Genomic DNA, 20,563 nt, shown 5'->3' with positions numbered 1-20,563 from the left:
TGTCCAAATTGGTACAAGGCTCTGCTTGAAAGAGGTACGCCATGGCCATTGTTGAACGGCGTCAACAAGACCGACGCCAACAAGCCGACCGACGCTCCGAAGCCAGAGAGGGCGAACAGGAACGTCGACAGTTGGGCAGACGCAGCTACGACAAGCTGCCAACGCGCCCAAGATAAGCATTAAAGCGCCGCTTTTACATAGACGTCGAAGCGGTTCTTTTTGGTCTCTATCGCCATGGTAGGCTTCTGATTATCTAAGTAATCGGCGTAGTCTGGCCGCTTCACCACCACCCGCTTTCCAGCCAAGGCCAACGCGGGTGCCAACAAGGCATCGGCGTCATCATCGCTGCCCACCAACTGCTGGAATACCCGCATCTCCTTTTTCACCAGGGCCGATTTGGCTCGGTGGGGATACATGGGGTCTAGGTACACCACCTCAACCTCTTCAGAGATGGCCGCCAGTGCTTCGATGCTGTTCCCCGGCGCCAACTGCATCCGCTGCTGCGCCCAAGGGCCAATCTCGCTATCTGCATGGGCTCGCCGCAAGCCATCTTCCAACAGTGCTGCCACCACAGGGTGGCGCTCAACCATCATCACCTTGCACCCTAAACTCGCCAATACGAAGCTGTCTCGTCCTAGGCCTGCGGTGCCATCCACCACCACAGGGTTAGCTCCACTTTTCAAGCCCACGGCCTTGGCAATCGCTTGGCCACGACCGCCACCGAATTTGCGCCGATGAGCACTGGCACCACTGACAAAGTCCACCGAAATGGCCCCCATCTTCGGCTGCTCCCGCAGACGCAAACAGAGTTGGTCGCCCTCAAATCCTAACCAAAACGGCGAGTTGGAGTCGTGTTGCAGCTGCCAACGCTCGGCAATGTCAGAAATGGAGCTGGGTGCGGCGGGATCATCGGCGAGAAAAATGGAAAACATGGGCTATCACAGCAAGGAATAATGACCGCAATTATACCAAGCATTCTCAGATGGGGTACACGAGTTACACCGGCATAAAAAAACCGCCAATTAAGGCGGTTTTTAGGGATCCAGATTTCAGTTACGCTGCGTCGAACTCAAACACCGGTTGCTCAATCAGGCCTTGTCCTACTTCGATGGCCGGTTGACAACGGTTTAACCACTCGCCACCTTTCATCTCAGGACCACCCGCGCAACGAACGATGTCCGCCAAAACGCTATAGAACTCATCCTGCTCAGTCATGATGGCACACGGCATTAGGGTCTGACGGGACGTCTGTAATTGACGACCCAGAGCAGACGCACGACCACGGGCGATCAAGCGAGCACGCTCAGTCTCGGTGCTGGTAAAGCCCTCTTCGTGAGCTTGTAACAACGCCGCTTCCAGCTGCTTATCAAAAGCAAGCGAGGCATCACGCAGTGCTGCAATGCGCTTATCCGCAGCACGGCGCCACAGGTCGCTGTAGCATACCAATAGCTCCAGTTGAGCCAGAATTTCATCATGAGCCAGACGCTGTTGCTCCAGCATAAGCAGAGACACGAAACGCTCGTAACCAGATAGCTCCATCTCAGCAACCTTGGCAACGAAATCATCTCGACGAGTCAGACCAACCTGAACCAAAGCCGCCATCATATCTTCTTTGCTGATGAAGTGGCCGTACAGAGTACCGACTGAGCACTCTGCCGCTCGGGCTACGTCTGCCATGCGGAAATCCAGTGCACCTTTGTTGCTGGCGGTATTGAGGGCAGCTAACAGAATTCTGGTTTCCCTTACCTTGTATAAATCCGACTTACTCATTTCCTTAAAAACTCCTGTTGTGCTTTCTACGACGCGCTATGGGCACTCAGGCTATCTAATCAAAATTCAATCGCTGCTTCTGAAACATAGATCACATATACAATTGTACTATTTTATATATAACAACAAGTTGCAAAATAAACTCGAACGAATCATGACCTAAATCAATAATCGCAAGTGAATTTCGTTCTAGGGAATTCAAATTTCATTTAACTGAAATTCACTCAAGCCAATGACTGGGGTTCAATATCATTACGATTTAGGTAACAACAATATTGCTCCGAAAGTAAAAAGGGCCGATAAATATCGGCCCTTTTGTCATAAATTTTAGTGCTACGCGGCAATGCCACTGTGCCTCAATAGGGCATCAATTTGCGGCTCTCGCCCTCGGAATCGGGTAAACAGCGCCATCGGCTCTTCACTGCCACCACGCTCCAAGATGCAATTTAAGAAATCGGCGCCAGTTGAGGTATTAAAAACCCCCTCCTCTTCGAATCGACTGAACGCATCCGCAGATAACACTTCCGCCCACTTGTAACTGTAATAACCGGCAGCATAACCACCTGCGAATATATGACTAAAGCCATGTTGGAAACGATTAAATTCCGGCGCTTTGATCACCGATACCTGATTTCGCACTTCATCCAAGGTTTGCTGAATGCGATCGCCCTTGTCTGAGGCGTATTCTAAATGCAGACGGAAATCGAACAGAGAGAATTCCAGCTGGCGTACCATCATCATGGCACTCTGGTAGTTTTTCGCCGCCAGCATCTTGTCCAGCATCGCCTTTGGCAGTGGCTCACCGGTTTCAAAGTGGCCGGAGATGAAGGCTAATGCCTCCTCCTGCCAGCACCAGTTCTCTAGGAACTGACTCGGCAGCTCCACCGCATCCCAAGGCACACCGTTAATGCCGGCAACACTGCTGGCATTGACCTTAGTCAGCATGTGATGAATCCCGTGACCAAACTCATGGAACAGGGTTACCACCTCATCGTGGGTAAACAGTGCTGGCTGATCGCCTACCGGGCCATTGAAGTTACAGGTCAAGTAAGCCACTGGGGTTTGAAGCTCACCACTACCCAAGGTACGGCGGCCGCGACAATCGTCCATCCAAGCGCCGCCTCGTTTGTTTTGACGAGCATAAAGATCCAGATAGAAGCTGCCTCGAAGTTCGCCTTCGGCATCGTGAATGTCGAAGAAGCGCACATCTTTATGCCAAGTATCTACACCGGACACTTCCGACACCTTCACCTTAAACAGCTTCTCGACCGTGGTGAACAAACCAGATAACGCCTGCTGCTCAGGGAAATAGGGGCGGAGCATTTCATCGGAGATGTCATACAGGTGATGTTTCTGTTTCTCAGCAAAATAGCCGATGTCCCAGGCGTTCAGGGATTCCGCACCATGGTGCTCTTTGGCGTATTTGGTCAGGTTGGCCAACTCTTGCTTCGCCTGAGGGCGAGAGCGCAGTGCCAGCTCATTCAAAAACTCCACCACCTGCTGTGGGCTTTGGGCCATTTTGGTGGCCAAACTGGTTTCCGCGTAGTTTTCAAAGCCAAGCAGCTGCGCCAATTCATGTTTTAGCGACAGCATTTCGGCCATCAGAGGGCCGTTATCGAACTCACCGGCATTGGGGCCAACATCGGAAGCTCGAGTGCTGAACGCGGTATACACCTCTCGGCGAAGCTCGGCATCGTCGGCATAGGTCATGACCGCGAGGTAAGATGGGAACTCCAAGGTGATCAGATACCCTTCCTGACCGCGCTGCTCTGCGGTTTGACGGGCCGCAGCGATGGCGCTCTCCGGTAAGCCAGACAACGCACTCACATCGTCAACCAACTTGGTCCAAGCGTTAGTGGCATCCAGAACCTGGTTGGAATACTGGCTGGATAACTCAGACAAACGCATCTTAATTTCGCCATAACGCGTCTGCTTATCGTCGTCCAAGCCGATGCCTGACAACTCGAAGTCTCGCAGGGCGTTGTCGATAACCTTTTGCTGCTCAGTGGTGAGTTTTTCAAACTCATCAGACTGTTTCAAAGAAACATAGGCTTGATACAAACCCTTATTTTGCCCCACCCAGGTGCCATACTCAGACAGTGCCGGTAGGCAAGCATCGTGAGCCGCTCGTAGCTCTTCGTTGCTAACTACTGAGTTCATGTGGCTCACCGGAGACCAGAGCTTACCTAGGTGATCGTCCACCTCGTCCAATGGCTCCACTAGGTTTTCCCAGGTATAGCCACCAGTTTGGGCCACTACCTGTTCAACCTTTTGACGGCAGGCTGTCAAAGCCTCTTCTACCGCAGGTTGAATGTGCTCTGGTTTAATTTCAGAGAAACGAGGCAGCTGCTCAGTCTGTTGCAACGGGTTCGGCATGACGGCTCCTTTAAATGGCCAATAGCAAAGCAAAACTTAATTAAAAATAGGATGGGGGCGAATGATGGAGAACACAACCCCATAGGAAAAATCCCAAAATGGTTAAAAATTCCAAGAAACCAACAGCAAATTTAGACAAGGATCACTGAGTCAGGCCGCCGATGAATTTACTATCGCGCCCTTCTCCACTACAGAGACGCTACTATGAACTGGTCCATCACCGCAGCGATGACGCTTCTGGTTTGTGTTACAACACAGGCCGCCGAGTTAAACCTAGGGTATGACAGCAAGTACATCTCCGAAGGTCGACAGAACATCGACGGCGGCATCTTTTGGCTAGGAGCTGCCAGCACGCTAACCGACGCGCTGACCCTCAGTGCCACCTACGGCGTCGCGGCGGAAAGCCAAGATGACTACGACGAATTGGATCTTGGGATCGAATACGCGGTGGAATTCGGCGAGTTATCGACTTACGTTGGCTACAACCGACTGGAATTTATTCGAGACAGTCTCTCAGACAACGAACTCTCTGCGGGAATCGCTTATGGTGGCCTAGATTGGTTTGAACCATTCACGACCTACGTATACAGCACCCAAGCCAACGGCAGCTTTGTGGAGCTGGGGATTCAGCGACGCTTCTCTGTCACCTCAAAGCTGGACATCACCCCATACTTCATGGCCGCGTTTGATTACGGCTATGCCAGTCCAGCCCACGACGGCAGTAATCACACCACCTTTGGTGCCTGTGCCGAATACCAACTCAGCCCTCAATGGGCATTGAACCTCATTGCAGAACATCAACAAGGTCACAAAGACGTGCATCTGGATGTAGGCGACGACGACAGTCACTACTGGATGGGCGTGCATCTGATTACCAACTTCTAAGGGAACGATAACTGCAATCGAGCAAACTCACTTGCCGTGAATGCCAGTTAAGGTAAGAATTGGGGGATAACTGTTTAAAAGGACTCCCCTAATGGCACAGCAATTTGACTATATCGTTCTCGGCGCCGGTTCTGGCGGCATCGCTTCGGCTAACCGTGCCGCCATGCGTGGCGCAAAGGTGCTGCTTATTGAAGCTCAGCACCTAGGTGGAACCTGCGTAAATGTCGGTTGTGTGCCAAAAAAGGTGATGTGGTTTGGTGCCCAAATCGCTGAAGCCATTAAGCTGTATGGTCCTGATTATGGCTTTGATACCACACTCAATAGCTTTAGCTGGAGTAAATTGGTGGAAAGTCGCGAAGCCTACATCGAGCGTATCCATGGCGGTTACAATCGCGGCCTAGACGCCAATGGCGTTACCTTGGTCAATGGCTTTGGTAAGTTTGTCGACTCACGCACCATTGAGGTAAATGGCGAGCACTACACTGCGCCGCACATCCTGATTGCCACCGGCGGTCGCCCAACCATTCCAAACATTCCAGGTGCCGAACACGGCATCGACTCCAACGGCTTCTTCGAGTTGACAGAGCAGCCCAAACGCGTCGCCGTCATTGGTGCGGGCTACATTGCTGTCGAGTTGGCTGGCGTACTGCATGCTCTGGGCAGTGAAACCCACCTACTGGTTCGCAAACACGCACCGCTGCGCAGCTTTGATCCTATGGTCGTGGAAACCCTAGTAGAGCTAATGGCCCAGGAAGGCCCAACCCTTCACACCCACTCGATTCCATCAGAAGTGGTGAAAGAAACGGATGGCAGCCTGACCTTGAAGCTGGAAAATGGCAACAGCATCAACGTAGATACGCTGATCTGGGCCATTGGTCGTGAACCAGCTACCGACGTAATCAACATCGAGGCAGCGGGCGTTGAACGAGACCAATGGGGCTTCATCCCAGTAGATGAGTACCAGAACACCAATGTCGAGGGAATCTACACCGTGGGTGACATCATGGCCGGTGGCATCGAACTGACTCCCGTTGCAGTCAAAGCCGGGCGCCAACTGTCTGAACGCCTGTTTGGTGGCCAACCGAATGCCAAGATGGATTACTCACTGGTGCCCACCGTGGTATTTAGCCACCCAACTATTGGCACCATAGGTCTAACCGAGCCTCAAGCGATCGAGCAGTACGGTGAAGACAACGTTAAGGTATACACCTCAGGCTTTGCGGCCATGTACACCGCCGTTACCGCTCACCGCCAGCAGACCCAGATGAAGCTGGTTACCGCCGGCCCAGACGAGAAAATCGTGGGCTTGCACGGTATCGGCTTGGGCATGGATGAGATCCTGCAAGGCTTCGCCGTCGCCATTAAGATGGGCGCCACCAAAGCCGATTTCGATGCGACGGTGGCTCTGCACCCAACCAGCGCGGAAGAGTTTGTTACCATGCGCTAAGCACCAACAAACGCATCAAGCCACAATAAACAAAGCCGCTCGATTGAGCGGCTTTGTCATACTTGCGCCAGTCTAAATTTCATCGTATTTCGCATTTGCTCACGATTCAAAGTTCCTGCTTTTGTTACCCTATGCGCCATTTATAAGACCTGTGGCTACCCTTTTAGGTGTTCAAGACTCACAACCACGACCTGTCTGTATTGGAATCACCATCAACACCATGAAGCGTTACCCCACATCAAAACTGATCTTATTCAGTCTCATCAACCTGCCACTGTCGATGCTGATGTCACCAACAGCCGCGATACTGCCAAACTACTACCTTGAGTACACGGCGATCAGTGCCAGTGCTTTGGCAACGGTAATGCTGTTGATGCGACTGTTTGATGCGGTAACCGATCCGCTTATCGGCCTCATCAGCGACCGCTTGGGCAAACGCAAACCCCTAATGGCGGTCGGGGTTCTAATGTTGCTTGCCTCCGTCTACCCGCTGTTTCAACCCCCGAGTGATGTTGGCTTTCTGTATCTGCTGCTGTGGTATCTCACCAGCAGCTTAGGCTGGACTTTAATCGAAATCCCCCACAGTACGCTGACTGCCGCGCTCTCAGACGATTATCACGAACGCAACCGGGTCGTGGTCTGGAGACAAATGATGGGCTTTATCGGCGGCATTTTATTTATGACGATGCCGATGTTACTGGTGGGTGTTCATAAGTTCTCTCCCGACATTTTTCGGGCCATTGCGTGGGTGATCATTATTGGCCTACCCACCACGTTGTTGCTCCTTTGGCGAATCACTCCCGAAACTCATTGCAACCATCAACGGCCACACTTAATGGACTTGTGGCACCTATGGCATCAACTTCCCATTTTGCGCCATTTCATGGTAACGCAGGTGTTGTTTGGCCTTGCCACTGGTGGAATTTCTGGAATGTTCGTCATTTATGCCAACCACTACCTCAATCTTGGCGAGGATATCGCCATGATAGGCATGCCAATGCCGATCATGACGGTACTGTCATTGCCCATCTGGACGCAGGTGCTCAAGCGTATTGAAAAGCACCACGGTTTGGGGATCTCCGCACTTTTTCTAATCATCAGTTTGCTGTTTATTAGCACCATTGAGCCGGGAGAACACGCACTGAGACAGATGCAATATGGTATGGCGGCCATTGGCTGTGCTGTTGGGTTATCGTCATTAGTATTGCCTTCCATGCTCGCTGACCTTCTCGATTATGATCGTTGGCGCAATCGTCGAGAACGTGGAGCAACCCTGTTTGCCATTCAAGCACTGGTATTTAAGCTAAACCAAGGAGTGGGGGGCGCTGCAGCACTTGGGCTTGCTGTTCTGTATGGCTTCAACGGTAAAGAGGTCGCCGCGGCTGATGGCATGTTCGGGCTGCAACTTGGCTTTTTGGGTTGGCCAATCCTGTTACTGCTACCCACATTGGCTCTAATAAAAAACTACCGATTAGGTCAACAGGCCCAACAAGCATTAATACGCCGCCTCAATCGCCGAAAATCGACCAAATCAGCATAAAACAAAGCCGCTCAATCGAGCGGCGTTGTTGTGTCTGTCGCTGTTATTGAAGCGCCTGCATCAATGCCTGTGGACGGTGGCCTCGAATCACAGTGCCTTTGGCAATCACCAGTGGAATGCCGTGACCACCAAACTGAGCAAACTCGGCTGAGCCTTGAGGGTCTTGTTCCATGTCCAGCTCCACAAACTCAATCTGGTTCGCATTTAAGAAGCGTCGCGTCGCCGCACAGGCGGTGCACCACGCGGCGCTGTAGAGCACCACATCACTGTTGTGCTTGGCATTGAGCTCAGTGGCAACTCGAGCGCCCGCCCCAAGCTGATAATACGCGTAGTTCATCAGCGCCCCGGCCAATGCGACTCCCACTATCCATTTGATCATATTGCCTCCCAAAGTCGTTGCCGTTATACCGCAAATTGCAGGCAAAAAAATGTCGCCCTAAGACGACATTATTTTTCAAGCAGAAGTTCATTTTAGCCGCACAATAGTGGCGTCAACTGCTCCTGTTCGGTCATGCCTCTGAAATAGCGGCGATAACGTCCCTGTTCATCGGTGATCAGCATGATGGGCGTGGCAGGAATGCCCCCCATGTCATGCAGCAGAGCCTTCGATGCTTGGTAAGCGGGTAGCTTAACCCCAAGATCAAACAGGGTGCGCTTTAAGGCGATCTGCTTGCCGTGAACGCCCAACAACACCGTAGAAAACTGTTGTTGACACTGTTCTTGAAGCCCCGCAAACAAGCGGGCTTGCTTGATACACCAACTGCAATCCGGCTCAAAAAACATCATCGCCACCGGTTTGCCCTTCAGTGCAGTGAGATCAGTCACCTCACCACTGCGAAGGTTTTTATGCTCATAGCCCAGCAGTTGCGGAGCCTCAGCCTCTTCAGCTGCCCCTAAAACGGGCAGCCAAAGTAAGCCAGCAGCAAGCAGATATCGCCACGCTTTCATACTAGAAAGTTGCCTTCAGACCAACGTAGGCTTCACGACCACGCAGTGGACCGTAGATGTAACCTACGTCGTAGCCACCATCGGCATCGTAGAACAGCGGAGTGTCTTCGTCGCCAGCTTGAGTGTAATCAAACAGGTTGGCCACACCGGCGTACACAGAGAAGGTCTCGTTCAGCTCGTAAGCCGCACGCAGATCCATGGTGAAGTAAGACGGTGCGTCAGTGGTCTTCTTAGAAGACAGAATCACGTTACCGTTGCTATCAACTTGGTTGTAGCCTTCGTAGCCGTAATCGCTCAGGTCGCGGCTGCCGATCCAAACAACGCTAGCGTACAGTTCCCAACCGGCAACGTCATAATCAACACTGAAGGTTACACGCTCTTCGATAGGCGCGATGGCGTAAGAAGACTTAAAGGCGCTGTCGTAATCGAAGTACTCGCCAGTCAGGTTCAGAGTCAAGTCGTGAGTCACCTGATAGCCCAAAGCGATGTCGTAAGTCATCACGCTGGCGTCCTCTTCTAGCTGAGTTAGCTTAGGCACACCATCGTCGGTTTCAGTCAGGGCCGCTAGGTTTTCTACCTCGGTCCACGCAACAGAACCAGTCGCAGTGAAGTGCTCACCTTCGAAGCTCAGAGAGTAGTTAGCAGAGGTGGAACGCTCAAGGTCGTCAACGTCAATCACGAAACCTTTGGTGCCATCTAGGATGCCGTGGTCAGTTTCGAAGAACGACAGTGGCGCACGGTAACCGCGGCCGGCAGAGAAACGAGAGGTCAACTCATCGGTGTGACGATAACGCATATCCATACGAGGAGACAGGATAGACTCGTCAATTTCAGTACCTTGCTTCGCAGGGTCAATGAAATCGGCTTTAACCTGGTCATAACGCAGCGCTAGGTTCACTTCCAGCTCATCAGTGGCTTGCCAAGTATCCTGCAAGTACACACCCAAAACGTCGTAATCGAAGGAGTCTGAGGTGTAATCGGCGTTAGAGCTGCCTTGCAGCGATTGAGAGCGCATCTCTTCGGTGCGGTAATCGGCACCAAAAGTCAGCAGGTGATCATCATGAGCCACGTAGTTGAAGCGGGCATCATAGAAGTTCATGGTGTCTTCGGCGTAGTAGTCGAAGCCTTCATAGAAGGAGTCTTGCTCGTGGTCGGCGTAGCTGGCAGACAGGGTCACGTTCAGGTCATCACTGAAGTCATGCAGCCAGCTCAATGACACTTCATTACGAACGGTTTCGATCCACTCGGTGGTTTCCCAAGCTTTACCTACATAGTCGTTACGAACGTCGCCGCCTTCAAACAGCTGGGCAGAATCCACGCCGTCGTAGCTGCCAATGATTTGACTTTTGCTACCCATTTTGCCATCCGCGAAGGTTTCTCCCAGCATTGGGCCGCCAAACACTTCGGAATAGATATTGGACACGCGCAGAACAACGTTGTTGGTGTCATTCACATCGTGAGATAAGCGAGCAGTAAAGCTGCGGTTCTCTTGAGATGGGTTTTCGTTGACTTTGTTGTCGTCGTTATCCACCTGGTCGCGCTCATCGTACTGGCCGATCAGAGTCAGGCGAGTCATGCCATCTTCACTTACGCCCTTGCCCAGCAGGCTCATCTTGCGATATCCCTCTTGGCCAACAGACATATCCACTTCAGCGCCGTTTTCAATCGGCTCTTCGGTGATAACGTTGATGGTACCGCCAATGGCTTCCGGTGCAATCAGAGACGCACCAGCACCACGAGCAACTTCAATTCGAGAGATACCCGTGGTTGGGATGGCGTCCACCGCGTAGTAGCCAGAGATCATGGTATGTACTGGCAAACCATCCACCAAAATGGTGGTGTGCTCACCTTTCATGCCGTTCATCATGATGCGCTTAACACCGCACATGGAGCACTCAGCAGACACTTTTACGCCTGGCGAGTTGTCGATAGCTTCAGTGAGGTTTACCGCATTTTTGCTTTCAATCAGGTCAGAACCGATCACTTCGGTCTTCATGATGGTGTTGGCCAGAGTACCGGCCTGCTCAAGACGCTGACGTACACCGGTCACGGTAATGCGCTCAACGTTTTCGGCGGCTTCATGTTGGTGCTCGTCACCGGCGAACGCGAAATTGGGTGCCATCATCGAGATGATTAGGCTGGCAATGTATGTCTTTTTCACGACAAAGATCCTTCAGTCTTTTGACGGGGGGGGAGAAAAATAATTGCGAGGAGAATAATGAAAATGGGAACAATTCTTATTGATCCATTTCGCATAAAGGCAACAATTGCCCAACAATGTCTGAGAATGTGACTTTGGTCGCACTCCAATATTTGAAAATCAACAACTAACCCAACGACTCACAGCTTCTATACTCAAATTTCACCCAGAGGAGATTTGAGTATGTCCCATCACACTTACAAGAAGATTGAGCTAGTCGGTTCCTCCACCATTGGCATGGAAGAGGCCATCAATAACGCCTTAAAGCGGGCCCACGACTCCATCGCCAACATGCGCTGGTTTGAGGTCCAAGAGGTGCGTGGTCATATCGAAAATGGTGAGGTGGCCCATTGGCAGGTCACCCTAAAGATTGGATTTACTTTGGAAGAGTAGGCGGCGCGATAACTGCCGGTGTATCGCGCCCCAAACGAAACCTCTAAGCCTGCTTAATGCGGTTAAACAGTTCGTCCTTTAAATTGAGGCGCTTTAACTTAAGCGCCTCAATGTATTCATCAGTGGTGTTTTCAATACCCTCTTCGATACGGCGAACTTCTCGGTCTAGCTCGTGGTATTCGTTGTACATCTTATGGAAAGTGTCGTCTGAAAGGTTTAGCTCTTGGATCCGGTTAACGTAGGCGGGAAAATCATTAACCAGGCTGTGGTCTTGAACTATCATCACGCATTCCTCCATTGAAAGGTAGATAGCAATTTCATTGGCCATTTGGCTCGGTGAGACAACGGCTTAACTCAATTGTTAATATCCATTCTGCTCCCCTGATTGTGGGAGGTTGTTGATTTAGATCAGAAAAAATCTGGTTAAAATAAAATCACCACTTTTGAAAAATTTCGCCGATAAAGTCGCTAAAAATCCATCACTAGCGAAACGCTTCAACAGCGACTAGTATGGATAAAACTGTGCCCAAAACACTGAATTATGAAGAATAATCAATACATCGTCGCCTTGGATCAAGGCACCACCTCCAGCCGTTCCCTCCTTTTGAACCAGCAAGGAGAGATTGTTGGCAGCGCTCAAAGAGAGTTCACTCAGCACTACCCAAAACCAGGCTGGGTAGAACACGACGCCATTGAGATCTGGGCTAGCCAACGGGCGACCTTGACCGAATTGCTGGCCAAAACTCGCATTAGCCACCAACAAGTTGCCGCCATCGGCATCACCAATCAGCGAGAAACTACCGTGGTGTGGGATAAGGCAACAGGCCAACCTATCTACAACGCCATTGTCTGGCAATGCCGGCGCACCTCAGAGCAGTGCAAAGCGCTGAGGCCACAATGGCAGCAAACAATTCGCCACAAAACCGGACTGGTTCTCGACCCCTATTTTTCTGCGACGAAAGTGGCTTGGATTCTGGATAACGTTGAAGGAGCCAGGGAAAAAGCTGAACGAGGAGAGCTGGCCTTCGGCACCATAGATACCTGGCTTATCTGGAACCTCACCGATGGCCAAGTACACGCCACAGATGTCACCAATGCCAGCCGCACCATGTTGTTTAACATCCACAGCCTTCAGTGGGATGAGGAATTACTAACGCTATTTAACATCCCTAAATCGATGCTACCTCAGGTGAAATCCAGTAGTGATGATTTTGGTCTGGCGCAACTGGGAGCCAACCAAGTGCCTATCGGCGGTGTTGCAGGTGATCAGCAATCATCGCTGTTTGGGCAACTATGTCTACAACCAGGTATGGCAAAGAACACCTATGGCACCGGCTGTTTTCTGCTTATGAACACAGGTGAGAAACCGGTAGAGTCCGATCATGGCCTGCTCACCACCATCGCCTGCAGTTTCCCTGACAAGGTGCAATATGCCCTAGAGGGGGCCGTGTTTATGGGAGGAGCCAGTGTACAGTGGCTGCGAGATGAGTTTGGCTTGATACGCCACGCCAAAGACAGCGAATCCATGGCTCAAGAGGTTGCAGATACCCAAGGCACCTATCTGGTACCGGCGTTCACAGGCCTTGGTGCCCCTTACTGGGATCCCTTTGCTCGAGGCACCCTAGTCGGCATGACTCGAGGTACCGGAGCCAACCACATCGTCCGCGCCACCTTGGAATCCATCGCCTACCAATCCATGGATCTATTACAAGCAATGGAACAAGATGCAGGCCACCGCCTCTCTCACCTGAAGGTTGATGGTGGTGCCACCGCCAATAATTTCCTAATGCAGTTTCAAGCCGACATTCTCAACTGCGAGGTAGAGCGGCCCGCCAATGTGGAAACCACCGCCGCCGGAGCAGCCTACTTAGCGGGACTTCATATCGGCTACTGGCCTGACATTGACGCCCTTAAACAGCAGGTACAAGATGCCACTATATTCAATCCCAATATGGGTGAGGAACAGCGGCAACAATTGCAAAGTGGCTGGGAAAAAGCTCTCAAAGCAGCACGTTACTGGGCCGAGCTAAATCAGTAGAATAAGCATAATTCCCGATAAATCAGTCGAAGCTGGTGAAATAGCCGTCAGTTAGATCACGCATTTTCTTGCTAAACTTGACAGCAAACGGCTTCGAATTTTAATTTCTTCGGGTTTATCACACCCTGTTTCCGGCGGAGCCATGCAATGGAAAAGCTTTCCCTAACGACCGCAGTCGGTCGCCTGCAGACTCAGCTGGCCCAGTTGGCGCATCCAGATGCCAACTCACCATTTCTGCAGCTTGTGCAATCGATGGAATCAACCTTGTTGTTTCCATGGCTTTCTGCGCAACAACAATGGCCGCAACTGTATTGGCGCTCTCGGAATCAGGGAGAGGAGGTCGCCGCCCTTGGATGCTGCCATAAGATCCACATCGAGCAAGGCGCTCAGCAGCAACTGCAATCGTTTTATCGTCAACACTGTTGCGATAAAACCAGTGATCTTCGTTGGTATGGCGGTGTGGCCTTTGATGCCTCTCAGCCTCAGTGGCGAGACTTTGGTGCTGCGCACTTTATGTTGCCAAGACTGGAAATTCGTCAGCAAGATGACGAGGCCAAATTGATCGTGCACCTCAATACTCAGGCCGAAGATTGGCAATATGAGATTGAACAAGCACAACGATGTTTACAGCAACTAAATCCCCTCAAACCGTTACCAAGGCTGACTCCCGGGCATATACTGAGCCGCACCGACACTCCAAATCATCCCAAATGGATCGATCTGGTAGAACAGGTTACCGAGCCTAAATTCAACGCCATCACCCCTAAAGTGGTGCTGTCTCGACAAACCGAACTTAAGCTCAACAACACCCCCCACCCGTGGACGGTGCTGCACGCATGGCAACTGCTTAATCCCAACAGTTACCAGTATGGTTTTCGAGTAAACGAACAGCGCAGTTTCATTAGCTGCTCTCCAGAGAAATTGTTTATTCGCGAACACGGCGAACTGACCACAGAAGCACTGGCAGGAACCACCATCCGCGGCTTAACTCCGGAGCAAGATCAGCAACTGGCACAAGAGCTGCTGGACGACCCCAAAAACCAATATGAAAACCAGTTAGTCCGTATCCTAATCGAGCGGCAATTGCAGCCATACTGTGACTACGTAGGCACCGACGAAGCGCCGTCGATACTAAAACTTAACCACATTCAGCACCTACACCGTACAATACGAGCAGAGATCAAAGCCGACGTAGATGATCTTCAGCTTCTCAAAACACTGCACCCGACCCCAGCGGTAGGTGGTCTCCCTAGAGCGAATGCCATGGAGTTCATCGGTGAGCACGAAGGCTATGTTCGCGGTTGGTATGCCGGAGCCTGTGGTTACTTTAATGGCAAACGCAGTGAGTTCTCTGTGGCCATTCGCAGCGCTCTAATTAACGACGACAACGTGGCTCTGTTTGCCGGAGCTGGCATTGTGGGCGATTCCGACCCTGAGTCCGAATGGCAGGAGCTGGAAAACAAGTTGGCGACCATTATGGGAATTCTCAACAGTCTATGAATCAACATTCCATTGCCGACCTCAATCTATTGTGGTCAAAACTGATTCTGGAGGAGTTACACCGCCTTGGAGTGAAACACATCTGTTTGGCGCCAGGCTCCCGCTCCACTCCCCTCACTCTGGCTGCCGCCGAGCACGGTGAGTTAACCCGCCACACTCACTTCGATGAGCGAGGCTTGGCTTTCCTCGCAATGGGATTAGCCAAATCGTCTCAATCACCGGTAGCACTGGTCACAACCTCTGGAACGGCGCTGGCAAACCTCTATCCTGCGATAGTGGAAGCCTACCTGACCAAAGTACCGTTGATCTTGCTGACTGGCGACAGACCACCAGAGCTGATCGATTGTGGTGCCAACCAAGCCATCAATCAGCCAAATATTTTTGGTAGTTATGCTAAGGCATTCAATTTGCCGACACCCAGTTTGGAAATTCCGCCAACGGCGCTATTGAGCCAACTTGACCATCAACTTGCAGGGCTAGAGCAACCTCTGCACATCAACTGCATGTTCCGCGAGCCGCTTTACCCGCAACCTGAGCGAACCAACTTTGGCACCTATCTGAAGCCGCTGGCTTCTTGGCTTAGCCATAAGCATCCTTGGAACCGCATCCAGACTCAATGCCAATCCCTTGTTCCCAATACCGAACAAATCGAAGACTTTGCCAATGGCAAAGGCGTCATTGTTGCAGGTACTCTGGCACCAGAGCATCAATCAGAGCAACTGCTGACACTGGCCGATAAACTGGGCTGGCCAGTTATCGCCGATTGTCAGTCGCAGCTGCGACAACACCCTCAGGTACTAAACCACAGTGATCAACTGCTGCATAACCCAAAATGGCAACAACAGCTGGCTGAGGCGGATCGCATCTTGATGGTGGGCGCTCGTCTGCTCTCCAAACGGTTGATGAATTTCATCGACAACCACTGTTGGGCTCAATTCTGGCAACTGCTGCCCTTCCAACAGAACTTAGACCCAGGCCATAACAGCAAACAGTTGTGGTACGGAAGCGTCACCCCCTGGTTAGCCCTAGAGTGGCCCCAAGGTCGCCCTTGGCATCAATCACTGTCAGCCGCCAACACCAAACTGGAAACTCAGCTCAGACAACGGTTCGATGGAAGCAAGCAGACTGAACTATCTGCCATCCGCATTATCAGCCAATTGGCCCCCAAACAAAGCAACCTGTTTATCGGTAACAGCCTGCCGATACGACTGTTTGACAGCATCGGCACCCCTCGACATGACGCGCCGATGATCTACACCAATCGCGGCGCATCTGGCATCGATGGTCTCGTCGCCACGGCGGTGGGCATCGCCCGAGGCAATCAACAACCAACGACTCTCGTGATTGGCGATCTGTCGCTTCTGCACGACCTCAATTCTCTAGCACTGGTAAGAGACAGCGAACACCCGCTGGTTATCGTTGCCATCAACAACGATGGCGGCAACATTTTCAACCTACTGCCAGTGCCCAACGAACAACTTAGAACCGATTATTATCGACTGGGACACGGGCTGAGCTTCAAGGGGGCGGCGGAGCAATTCGAACTTACCTACCTCAATCCCAAAACCCTTGATGAGCTTAAGCAGCAGCTGACCCAAGCTTGGCAAACTCTTGGGCCCACGGTGATCGAGCTGACGGTACCCCCACAAGAATCGGCCGAATTATTATTGGAATTGGCGCAATACTGCCGTGACGACCTTAGCCTATAAGCTGTCGCTAGGATTTGGTGATACGCTCAACCAAAACAAACCCGTGCTGGTGCTACTGCATGGGTTTCTAGGTAGCACTGAAGAGTGGCAGCCTTTGATGAACTCATTGGCTGATGACTATCGCTGCGTGGCCATCGACCTCCCCGGTCATGGTCAAAGCGCTCACATTGAAGTAAATCCCCGACCAAGCGAAGACGGGTTTGAGTGCTGCTGCCGACTCATCAAAAAATCACTGTCTCAACTCAATATTCAACAATATCAAATTCTTGGGTACTCTCTGGGTGGCCGTATCGCCATGCATATGGCTCTGAATGACTCAAGCTCTATCACCCGTCTCTACCTTGAGTCAGCAAACCCTGGCCTGCCGCTATCACAGCGAGCACAACGCATTGCCAACGATCAAAAGTGGCTGAAAATTCTGACCACTCAATCAATGGTGGCCTTTTTAAACCTGTGGTATCAACAACCGGTATTCGCCAATTTAAGCGAGGACGCTCGAAATAAGATGATCGCTGAACGTGCTAAAAACCGAGCAATAAACGTAGCGAAAATCTATCAAAACACCGGTTTAGGTCTTCAGCAAGATCTGCGACCTGCCCTAGCAAAACTTGAAATGCCGGTGCACTTCTTCAGTGGCCAGCAAGACGTGAAGTTTTTCGATATTGGCGTAGAACTCAGCAACAAGCGCATCGCGAATAGCCATCACAACTTTGATTGTGGCCACAACATCCACAAAGCCCAATTTCAGCCATTTATTGATACAATCAAGAGCATTGCCAGCAACCCTTAATAGGATGTCGCACCTTGGTCGCTCACCTTTATCGCTACGCCATTCCATTTAGCAGTCCAATCGATTTCAATGGTGAGGTGATCACCACCCGCAAAGGGCTGTTACTCGCACTGCAGCACCAACAAACCACCGCCTATGGTGAAATAGCACCGCTACCTGGCTTCTCCCAAGAAACTCTGCAGCAGGCTTTGGCAGCAATCGAAGCGGTGATGCCGACGCTGGCAAACAACCCGTTAGCAGAAATCAGTACCGGTATTCCGTCAGTCGACTTTGGAGTTGGCTGCGCCCAATGGCAGTTAACGCGCCAATGCGCTCCTCGGGTTCGCCTCAAAGGGCACCCTTTGCTCGCTGGGGATTCGAAACAAATTAAATCTCGTGTACAGGCCGACTTTCCAAACGGCCACCACACTCTGAAGTTAAAAGTAGGCCGCCAAGAAATAGAGCAAGATCTTAAGCTCATCTTCGAACTGCTGGCCATTAACCCCAAGCTACGCTTTCGCCTCGATGCCAATCGCAAGTGGAGCCAAGAGCAAGCAGCGACGATTTTAGCGGCACTGCCTTTAGCAAACATCGATTACATTGAAGAGCCAACCCCTGACCTCGAGGCAAATCTAAAGTTGGTGACGCAGTTTCACTATCCACTGGCACTGGACGAAACCCTGCAACAACCTAACTACCGGTATCAGCCTATTGAAGGCGTCCATACCTTAGTGATTAAACCCAGCCTCATTGGTTCACCGCTGACCATTCAGAATCTCGTTGATCAAGCTCAGGCCGATGGCATCAAAGTGGTGCTGTCGTCAGCCTTTGAAACCAATATCGGCTTGCAGGCCATCAGCGAGCTTGCTGAGATTGTTACTCCAGAGGAAGCCCCGGGCATCGATACACTTTCTGCCTTTAGTCAGCACCTTTTAAGCAGCCAAGATGGCGAAACCGAAGCCTTAATGCTCAACCAGTTGGATTGTGTATGGCCCAAATGAAAGACCCTCTGCAGATCAGTGCCGTCACTAACCCAGATGCCATTGCCGTGGTCAATGGCGCTGAGCTCATCAGCTACCAAGCGCTAAACCAATCGGTAGATCGTTGTGCGGCTTCACTGTTAAGACAGGGAATCAAGCAAACAGAGCATATAGGCTACCTCGGTACTAATAGCCTTGAAGCAATCACCCTACTGTTTGCCTGCATCCGCATCGGCGCCCTGTTTTGCCCACTATCCACTCGTTTTCCGCAAACGCAGATTAGTGAGTTATTGGATCAGCTGGATATCGTTGCTCTATACGAATCGAAACCAGGCCGATTTGATGTTCCCTCTATTCAACGTTGGTCTAAAGAAACCGAGGAATTTCAACCAAAGCCTCTGGAATCAGGACAACCCAGTACTCTTATACTCACTTCTGGCTCTTCAGGCTTCCCTAAAGCCGCGGTGCACTCACTAGGAAACCACATCGCCTCAGCACAAGGGTCTGCGGATCAAATCCCTCTCAAACCCGGTGATGCGTGGCTAGCTTCTCTGCCGTTTTTCCACATTGGTGGCATCGCCATTGTGATCCGCTGCTTGCTTGCAGGTGCGACCGTGGTGCTGCCCAGCCATAAGTCATTAATCGACAATCTGGCCTCACACCCGATTACCCACCTTTCGCTCGTGAATGCTCAGTTGCAGCAGTTACTTCAGGAGCCTCAAGGATGTCGTTACGTCGCGAGATTACATTGTCTATTGTTAGGTGGCGGCGCCATTACTGAGTCGCTTCAATCGCAATTAAATCAACTTAACGTACCGGCATTTTGCAGCTACGGCCTGACCGAAATGGCTTCTCAAGTAACCACTGGCCGAGTCAACACCCAAGGCGTTTGTGGGCATCTACTGGCAAACAGAGAACTGCGCATAAACGAAGGCATCATTGAGGTGCGCGGTGCAACATGCTTCTTAGGTTACTATCAACAAGGCACAATTAATCAGCCTTTCGATCAAGACGGCTGGTTTAACACGAAAGATATAGGCCAGTGGGTTAACGGACAACTGAAGGTCTCAGGACGAAGCGACAACATGTTCATCAGCGGTGGTGAGAACGTTCAGCCAGAAGAGATAGAAGCGGCGTTAAAACAGCACGCAAATGTTTCCGATGCCGTCGTCATAGCTATCGATGATCCGAAATTTTCTAAGCTACCCGTAGCCATCATTAAGACCGTCACTAATGATTTTGACCAAGATGAGCTGACCGACTTTATCTGCCAACGAATTGCTCGTTTCAAACGACCTAGGCACTACTTTTCATGGTCTGAAACAATAGAAAATGAACTAAAGATCAGCCGCAAACGCGCTTTGGAATACGTAATGAGCCAGATGGGCCATTCCGAAGACCGCTAATCGCAAACCTTCATGACGCTTTGCTGGCGCAGGACGATAACCAGACACTTTCTGGTCCAATAACATCGTGTTTGGATATTTGTCAGTGCAGCTAACTCGTCAGGGACGCTGGACTCTGACGTTCGTCAGAGAAGCGGTTTCGAGGTTAGGTGATAACAGCAGGTTCATAGAAGCAGTTTCGGGCTTGGGCGATAAGGGCACGCTCATAAAATAGTTCAGAGCTTTCAGCAGACAACCATCCCCGCCCAACGCTCTGCCGGTGGACGCCGGTATCCAATGGCCTTTTCGACTTCAACAACATCGGTTCTGATATTTGCTAGTGCACAAGGGCACTGGACTCTGACGTGCGTCAGAGAGGCGGTATCGAGGTTGATCGATAACGGCAGGTTCAGAGAAGCAGTTTCGGGGTTGGGCGATAAGGGTAGGCTCATAGAATAGTTCAAAGCTTGCAGCAGACAACCATCCCTCCCAACGCCCTGCCGGCAAACGCCGGTATCCAGTGACCTTTTTTATTTTAACGACATCGAGCTCAAATGTTTGTTGATACTGCCAACTCGTCAAGGACGCTGGGCTCTGACGTGCGTCAGAGAGGCGGTTTCGAG

The 20,563-nt window shown here is 51.3% G+C and carries 18 protein-coding genes; 11 read left to right on the top strand and 7 right to left on the bottom strand.

Annotated elements, in window-relative coordinates:
• The first annotated feature begins 41 nt into the window (after window positions 1-41).
• Window positions 42-176 (top strand): hypothetical protein, encoded by a 135-nt coding sequence (locus FCL42_RS22010; RefSeq protein WP_267873243.1) that lies wholly within the window; start codon window positions 42-44, stop codon window positions 174-176.
• 3 nt (window positions 177-179) lie between these two features.
• On the opposite strand, the gene FCL42_RS17145 is transcribed toward FCL42_RS22010, so the two are convergent.
• The 3 genes from FCL42_RS17145 to prlC all read right to left on the bottom strand — a co-directional run bounded on the left by FCL42_RS17145 (window position 180) and on the right by prlC (window position 4,146).
• Entirely contained in the window at window positions 180-932 is a 753-nt protein-coding gene (locus FCL42_RS17145) for a class I SAM-dependent methyltransferase (protein ID WP_136864658.1), read from the bottom strand.
• Window positions 933-1,053: 121 nt separating this feature from the next.
• On the bottom strand, window positions 1,054-1,770 hold the full coding sequence (locus FCL42_RS17140; protein ID WP_136864657.1) for a TetR/AcrR family transcriptional regulator: 717 nt from the start codon (window positions 1,768-1,770) through the stop codon (window positions 1,054-1,056).
• Between the two features lie 333 nt (window positions 1,771-2,103).
• Window positions 2,104-4,146, bottom strand: coding sequence for an oligopeptidase A (gene prlC, locus FCL42_RS17135; protein ID WP_136864656.1), 2,043 nt, complete (start codon window positions 4,144-4,146; stop codon window positions 2,104-2,106).
• A 204-nt stretch (window positions 4,147-4,350) separates the two neighbouring features.
• Between prlC and FCL42_RS17130 the strand changes: the two genes are divergently transcribed.
• The 3 genes from FCL42_RS17130 to FCL42_RS17120 all read left to right on the top strand — a co-directional run bounded on the left by FCL42_RS17130 (window position 4,351) and on the right by FCL42_RS17120 (window position 8,018).
• Entirely contained in the window at window positions 4,351-5,031 is a 681-nt protein-coding gene (locus tag FCL42_RS17130; RefSeq protein ID WP_136864655.1) for a porin, read from the top strand.
• Between the two features lie 91 nt (window positions 5,032-5,122).
• A complete protein-coding gene (gene gorA / locus FCL42_RS17125; protein WP_136864654.1) occupies window positions 5,123-6,478 on the top strand; it encodes a glutathione-disulfide reductase in 1,356 nt (451 codons plus the stop codon).
• Between the two features lie 220 nt (window positions 6,479-6,698).
• Window positions 6,699-8,018 (top strand): MFS transporter, encoded by a 1,320-nt coding sequence (locus FCL42_RS17120; RefSeq protein ID WP_136864653.1) that lies wholly within the window; start codon window positions 6,699-6,701, stop codon window positions 8,016-8,018.
• A gap of 43 nt (window positions 8,019-8,061) precedes the next feature.
• On the opposite strand, the gene FCL42_RS17115 is transcribed toward FCL42_RS17120, so the two are convergent.
• The 3 genes from FCL42_RS17115 to FCL42_RS17105 all read right to left on the bottom strand — a co-directional run bounded on the left by FCL42_RS17115 (window position 8,062) and on the right by FCL42_RS17105 (window position 11,127).
• Complete coding sequence (locus FCL42_RS17115; protein WP_136864652.1) at window positions 8,062-8,397, bottom strand: glutaredoxin domain-containing protein; 336 nt, start codon at window positions 8,395-8,397, stop codon at window positions 8,062-8,064.
• 92 nt (window positions 8,398-8,489) lie between these two features.
• Window positions 8,490-8,966, bottom strand: coding sequence for a TlpA family protein disulfide reductase (locus FCL42_RS17110; protein WP_136864651.1), 477 nt, complete (start codon window positions 8,964-8,966; stop codon window positions 8,490-8,492).
• Window position 8,967: 1 nt separating this feature from the next.
• Complete coding sequence (locus FCL42_RS17105; RefSeq protein ID WP_136864650.1) at window positions 8,968-11,127, bottom strand: TonB-dependent receptor plug domain-containing protein; 2,160 nt, start codon at window positions 11,125-11,127, stop codon at window positions 8,968-8,970.
• Window positions 11,128-11,349: 222 nt separating this feature from the next.
• Between FCL42_RS17105 and FCL42_RS17100 the strand changes: the two genes are divergently transcribed.
• On the top strand, window positions 11,350-11,559 hold the full coding sequence (locus FCL42_RS17100) for a dodecin (protein WP_136864649.1): 210 nt from the start codon (window positions 11,350-11,352) through the stop codon (window positions 11,557-11,559).
• A gap of 43 nt (window positions 11,560-11,602) precedes the next feature.
• Here FCL42_RS17100 and FCL42_RS17095 read toward each other — a convergent pair whose 3' ends face one another.
• Entirely contained in the window at window positions 11,603-11,842 is a 240-nt protein-coding gene (locus FCL42_RS17095; protein ID WP_136864728.1) for a YdcH family protein, read from the bottom strand.
• Window positions 11,843-12,100: 258 nt separating this feature from the next.
• On the opposite strand from FCL42_RS17095, the gene glpK reads away from it, so the two are divergent.
• From glpK to menE, 6 genes are all read left to right on the top strand, one after another.
• Window positions 12,101-13,597 (top strand): glycerol kinase GlpK, encoded by a 1,497-nt coding sequence (glpK, locus tag FCL42_RS17090; protein WP_136864648.1) that lies wholly within the window; start codon window positions 12,101-12,103, stop codon window positions 13,595-13,597.
• A 147-nt stretch (window positions 13,598-13,744) separates the two neighbouring features.
• Complete coding sequence (locus FCL42_RS17085; protein ID WP_136864647.1) at window positions 13,745-15,097, top strand: isochorismate synthase; 1,353 nt, start codon at window positions 13,745-13,747, stop codon at window positions 15,095-15,097.
• Window positions 15,094-16,806: a 2-succinyl-5-enolpyruvyl-6-hydroxy-3-cyclohexene-1-carboxylic-acid synthase gene (menD, locus tag FCL42_RS17080; RefSeq protein ID WP_136864646.1), complete on the top strand. Its 1,713-nt coding sequence runs from the start codon at window positions 15,094-15,096 to the stop codon at window positions 16,804-16,806. Before FCL42_RS17085 ends, menD begins: the two co-directional genes overlap by 4 nt.
• The gene (gene menH, locus FCL42_RS17075) at window positions 16,787-17,596 is read left to right on the top strand and encodes a 2-succinyl-6-hydroxy-2,4-cyclohexadiene-1-carboxylate synthase (RefSeq protein ID WP_136864645.1); all 810 of its coding nucleotides are present in this window, start codon (window positions 16,787-16,789) and stop codon (window positions 17,594-17,596) included. Before menD ends, menH begins: the two co-directional genes overlap by 20 nt.
• A gap of 14 nt (window positions 17,597-17,610) precedes the next feature.
• On the top strand, window positions 17,611-18,576 hold the full coding sequence (gene menC / locus FCL42_RS17070; protein WP_169308431.1) for an o-succinylbenzoate synthase: 966 nt from the start codon (window positions 17,611-17,613) through the stop codon (window positions 18,574-18,576).
• Window positions 18,564-19,961 (top strand): o-succinylbenzoate--CoA ligase, encoded by a 1,398-nt coding sequence (gene menE / locus FCL42_RS17065; RefSeq protein WP_136864643.1) that lies wholly within the window; start codon window positions 18,564-18,566, stop codon window positions 19,959-19,961. The genes menC and menE overlap by 13 nt, the downstream gene beginning before the upstream one ends.
• Window positions 19,962-20,563: the final 602 nt, after the last annotated feature.

Source organism: Ferrimonas aestuarii, from assembly GCF_005116665.1.
GTDB lineage: Bacteria > Pseudomonadota > Gammaproteobacteria > Enterobacterales > Shewanellaceae > Ferrimonas > Ferrimonas aestuarii.
Note: the sequence above shows the minus strand (reverse complement) of the source record. Positions and strands in the feature narration are given on the sequence as shown.

Excerpts from the sequence above, each read along its gene's own strand:
- FCL42_RS22010 (WP_267873243.1), top strand. The coding sequence starts at position 42 with ATGGCCATTGTTGAACGGCGTCAACAAGACCGACGCCAACAAGCCGAC.
- FCL42_RS17145 (WP_136864658.1), bottom strand. The coding sequence starts at position 932 with ATGTTTTCCATTTTTCTCGCCGATGATCCCGCCGCACCCAGCTCCATT.
- FCL42_RS17140 (WP_136864657.1), bottom strand. The coding sequence starts at position 1,770 with ATGAGTAAGTCGGATTTATACAAGGTAAGGGAAACCAGAATTCTGTTA.
- prlC (WP_136864656.1), bottom strand. The coding sequence starts at position 4,146 with ATGCCGAACCCGTTGCAACAGACTGAGCAGCTGCCTCGTTTCTCTGAA.
- FCL42_RS17130 (WP_136864655.1), top strand. The coding sequence starts at position 4,351 with ATGAACTGGTCCATCACCGCAGCGATGACGCTTCTGGTTTGTGTTACA.
- gorA (WP_136864654.1), top strand. The coding sequence starts at position 5,123 with ATGGCACAGCAATTTGACTATATCGTTCTCGGCGCCGGTTCTGGCGGC.
- FCL42_RS17120 (WP_136864653.1), top strand. The coding sequence starts at position 6,699 with ATGAAGCGTTACCCCACATCAAAACTGATCTTATTCAGTCTCATCAAC.
- FCL42_RS17115 (WP_136864652.1), bottom strand. The coding sequence starts at position 8,397 with ATGATCAAATGGATAGTGGGAGTCGCATTGGCCGGGGCGCTGATGAAC.
- FCL42_RS17110 (WP_136864651.1), bottom strand. The coding sequence starts at position 8,966 with ATGAAAGCGTGGCGATATCTGCTTGCTGCTGGCTTACTTTGGCTGCCC.
- FCL42_RS17100 (WP_136864649.1), top strand. The coding sequence starts at position 11,350 with ATGTCCCATCACACTTACAAGAAGATTGAGCTAGTCGGTTCCTCCACC.
- FCL42_RS17095 (WP_136864728.1), bottom strand. The coding sequence starts at position 11,842 with ATGATAGTTCAAGACCACAGCCTGGTTAATGATTTTCCCGCCTACGTT.
- glpK (WP_136864648.1), top strand. The coding sequence starts at position 12,101 with ATGAAGAATAATCAATACATCGTCGCCTTGGATCAAGGCACCACCTCC.
- FCL42_RS17085 (WP_136864647.1), top strand. The coding sequence starts at position 13,745 with ATGGAAAAGCTTTCCCTAACGACCGCAGTCGGTCGCCTGCAGACTCAG.
- menD (WP_136864646.1), top strand. The coding sequence starts at position 15,094 with ATGAATCAACATTCCATTGCCGACCTCAATCTATTGTGGTCAAAACTG.
- menE (WP_136864643.1), top strand. The coding sequence starts at position 18,564 with ATGGCCCAAATGAAAGACCCTCTGCAGATCAGTGCCGTCACTAACCCA.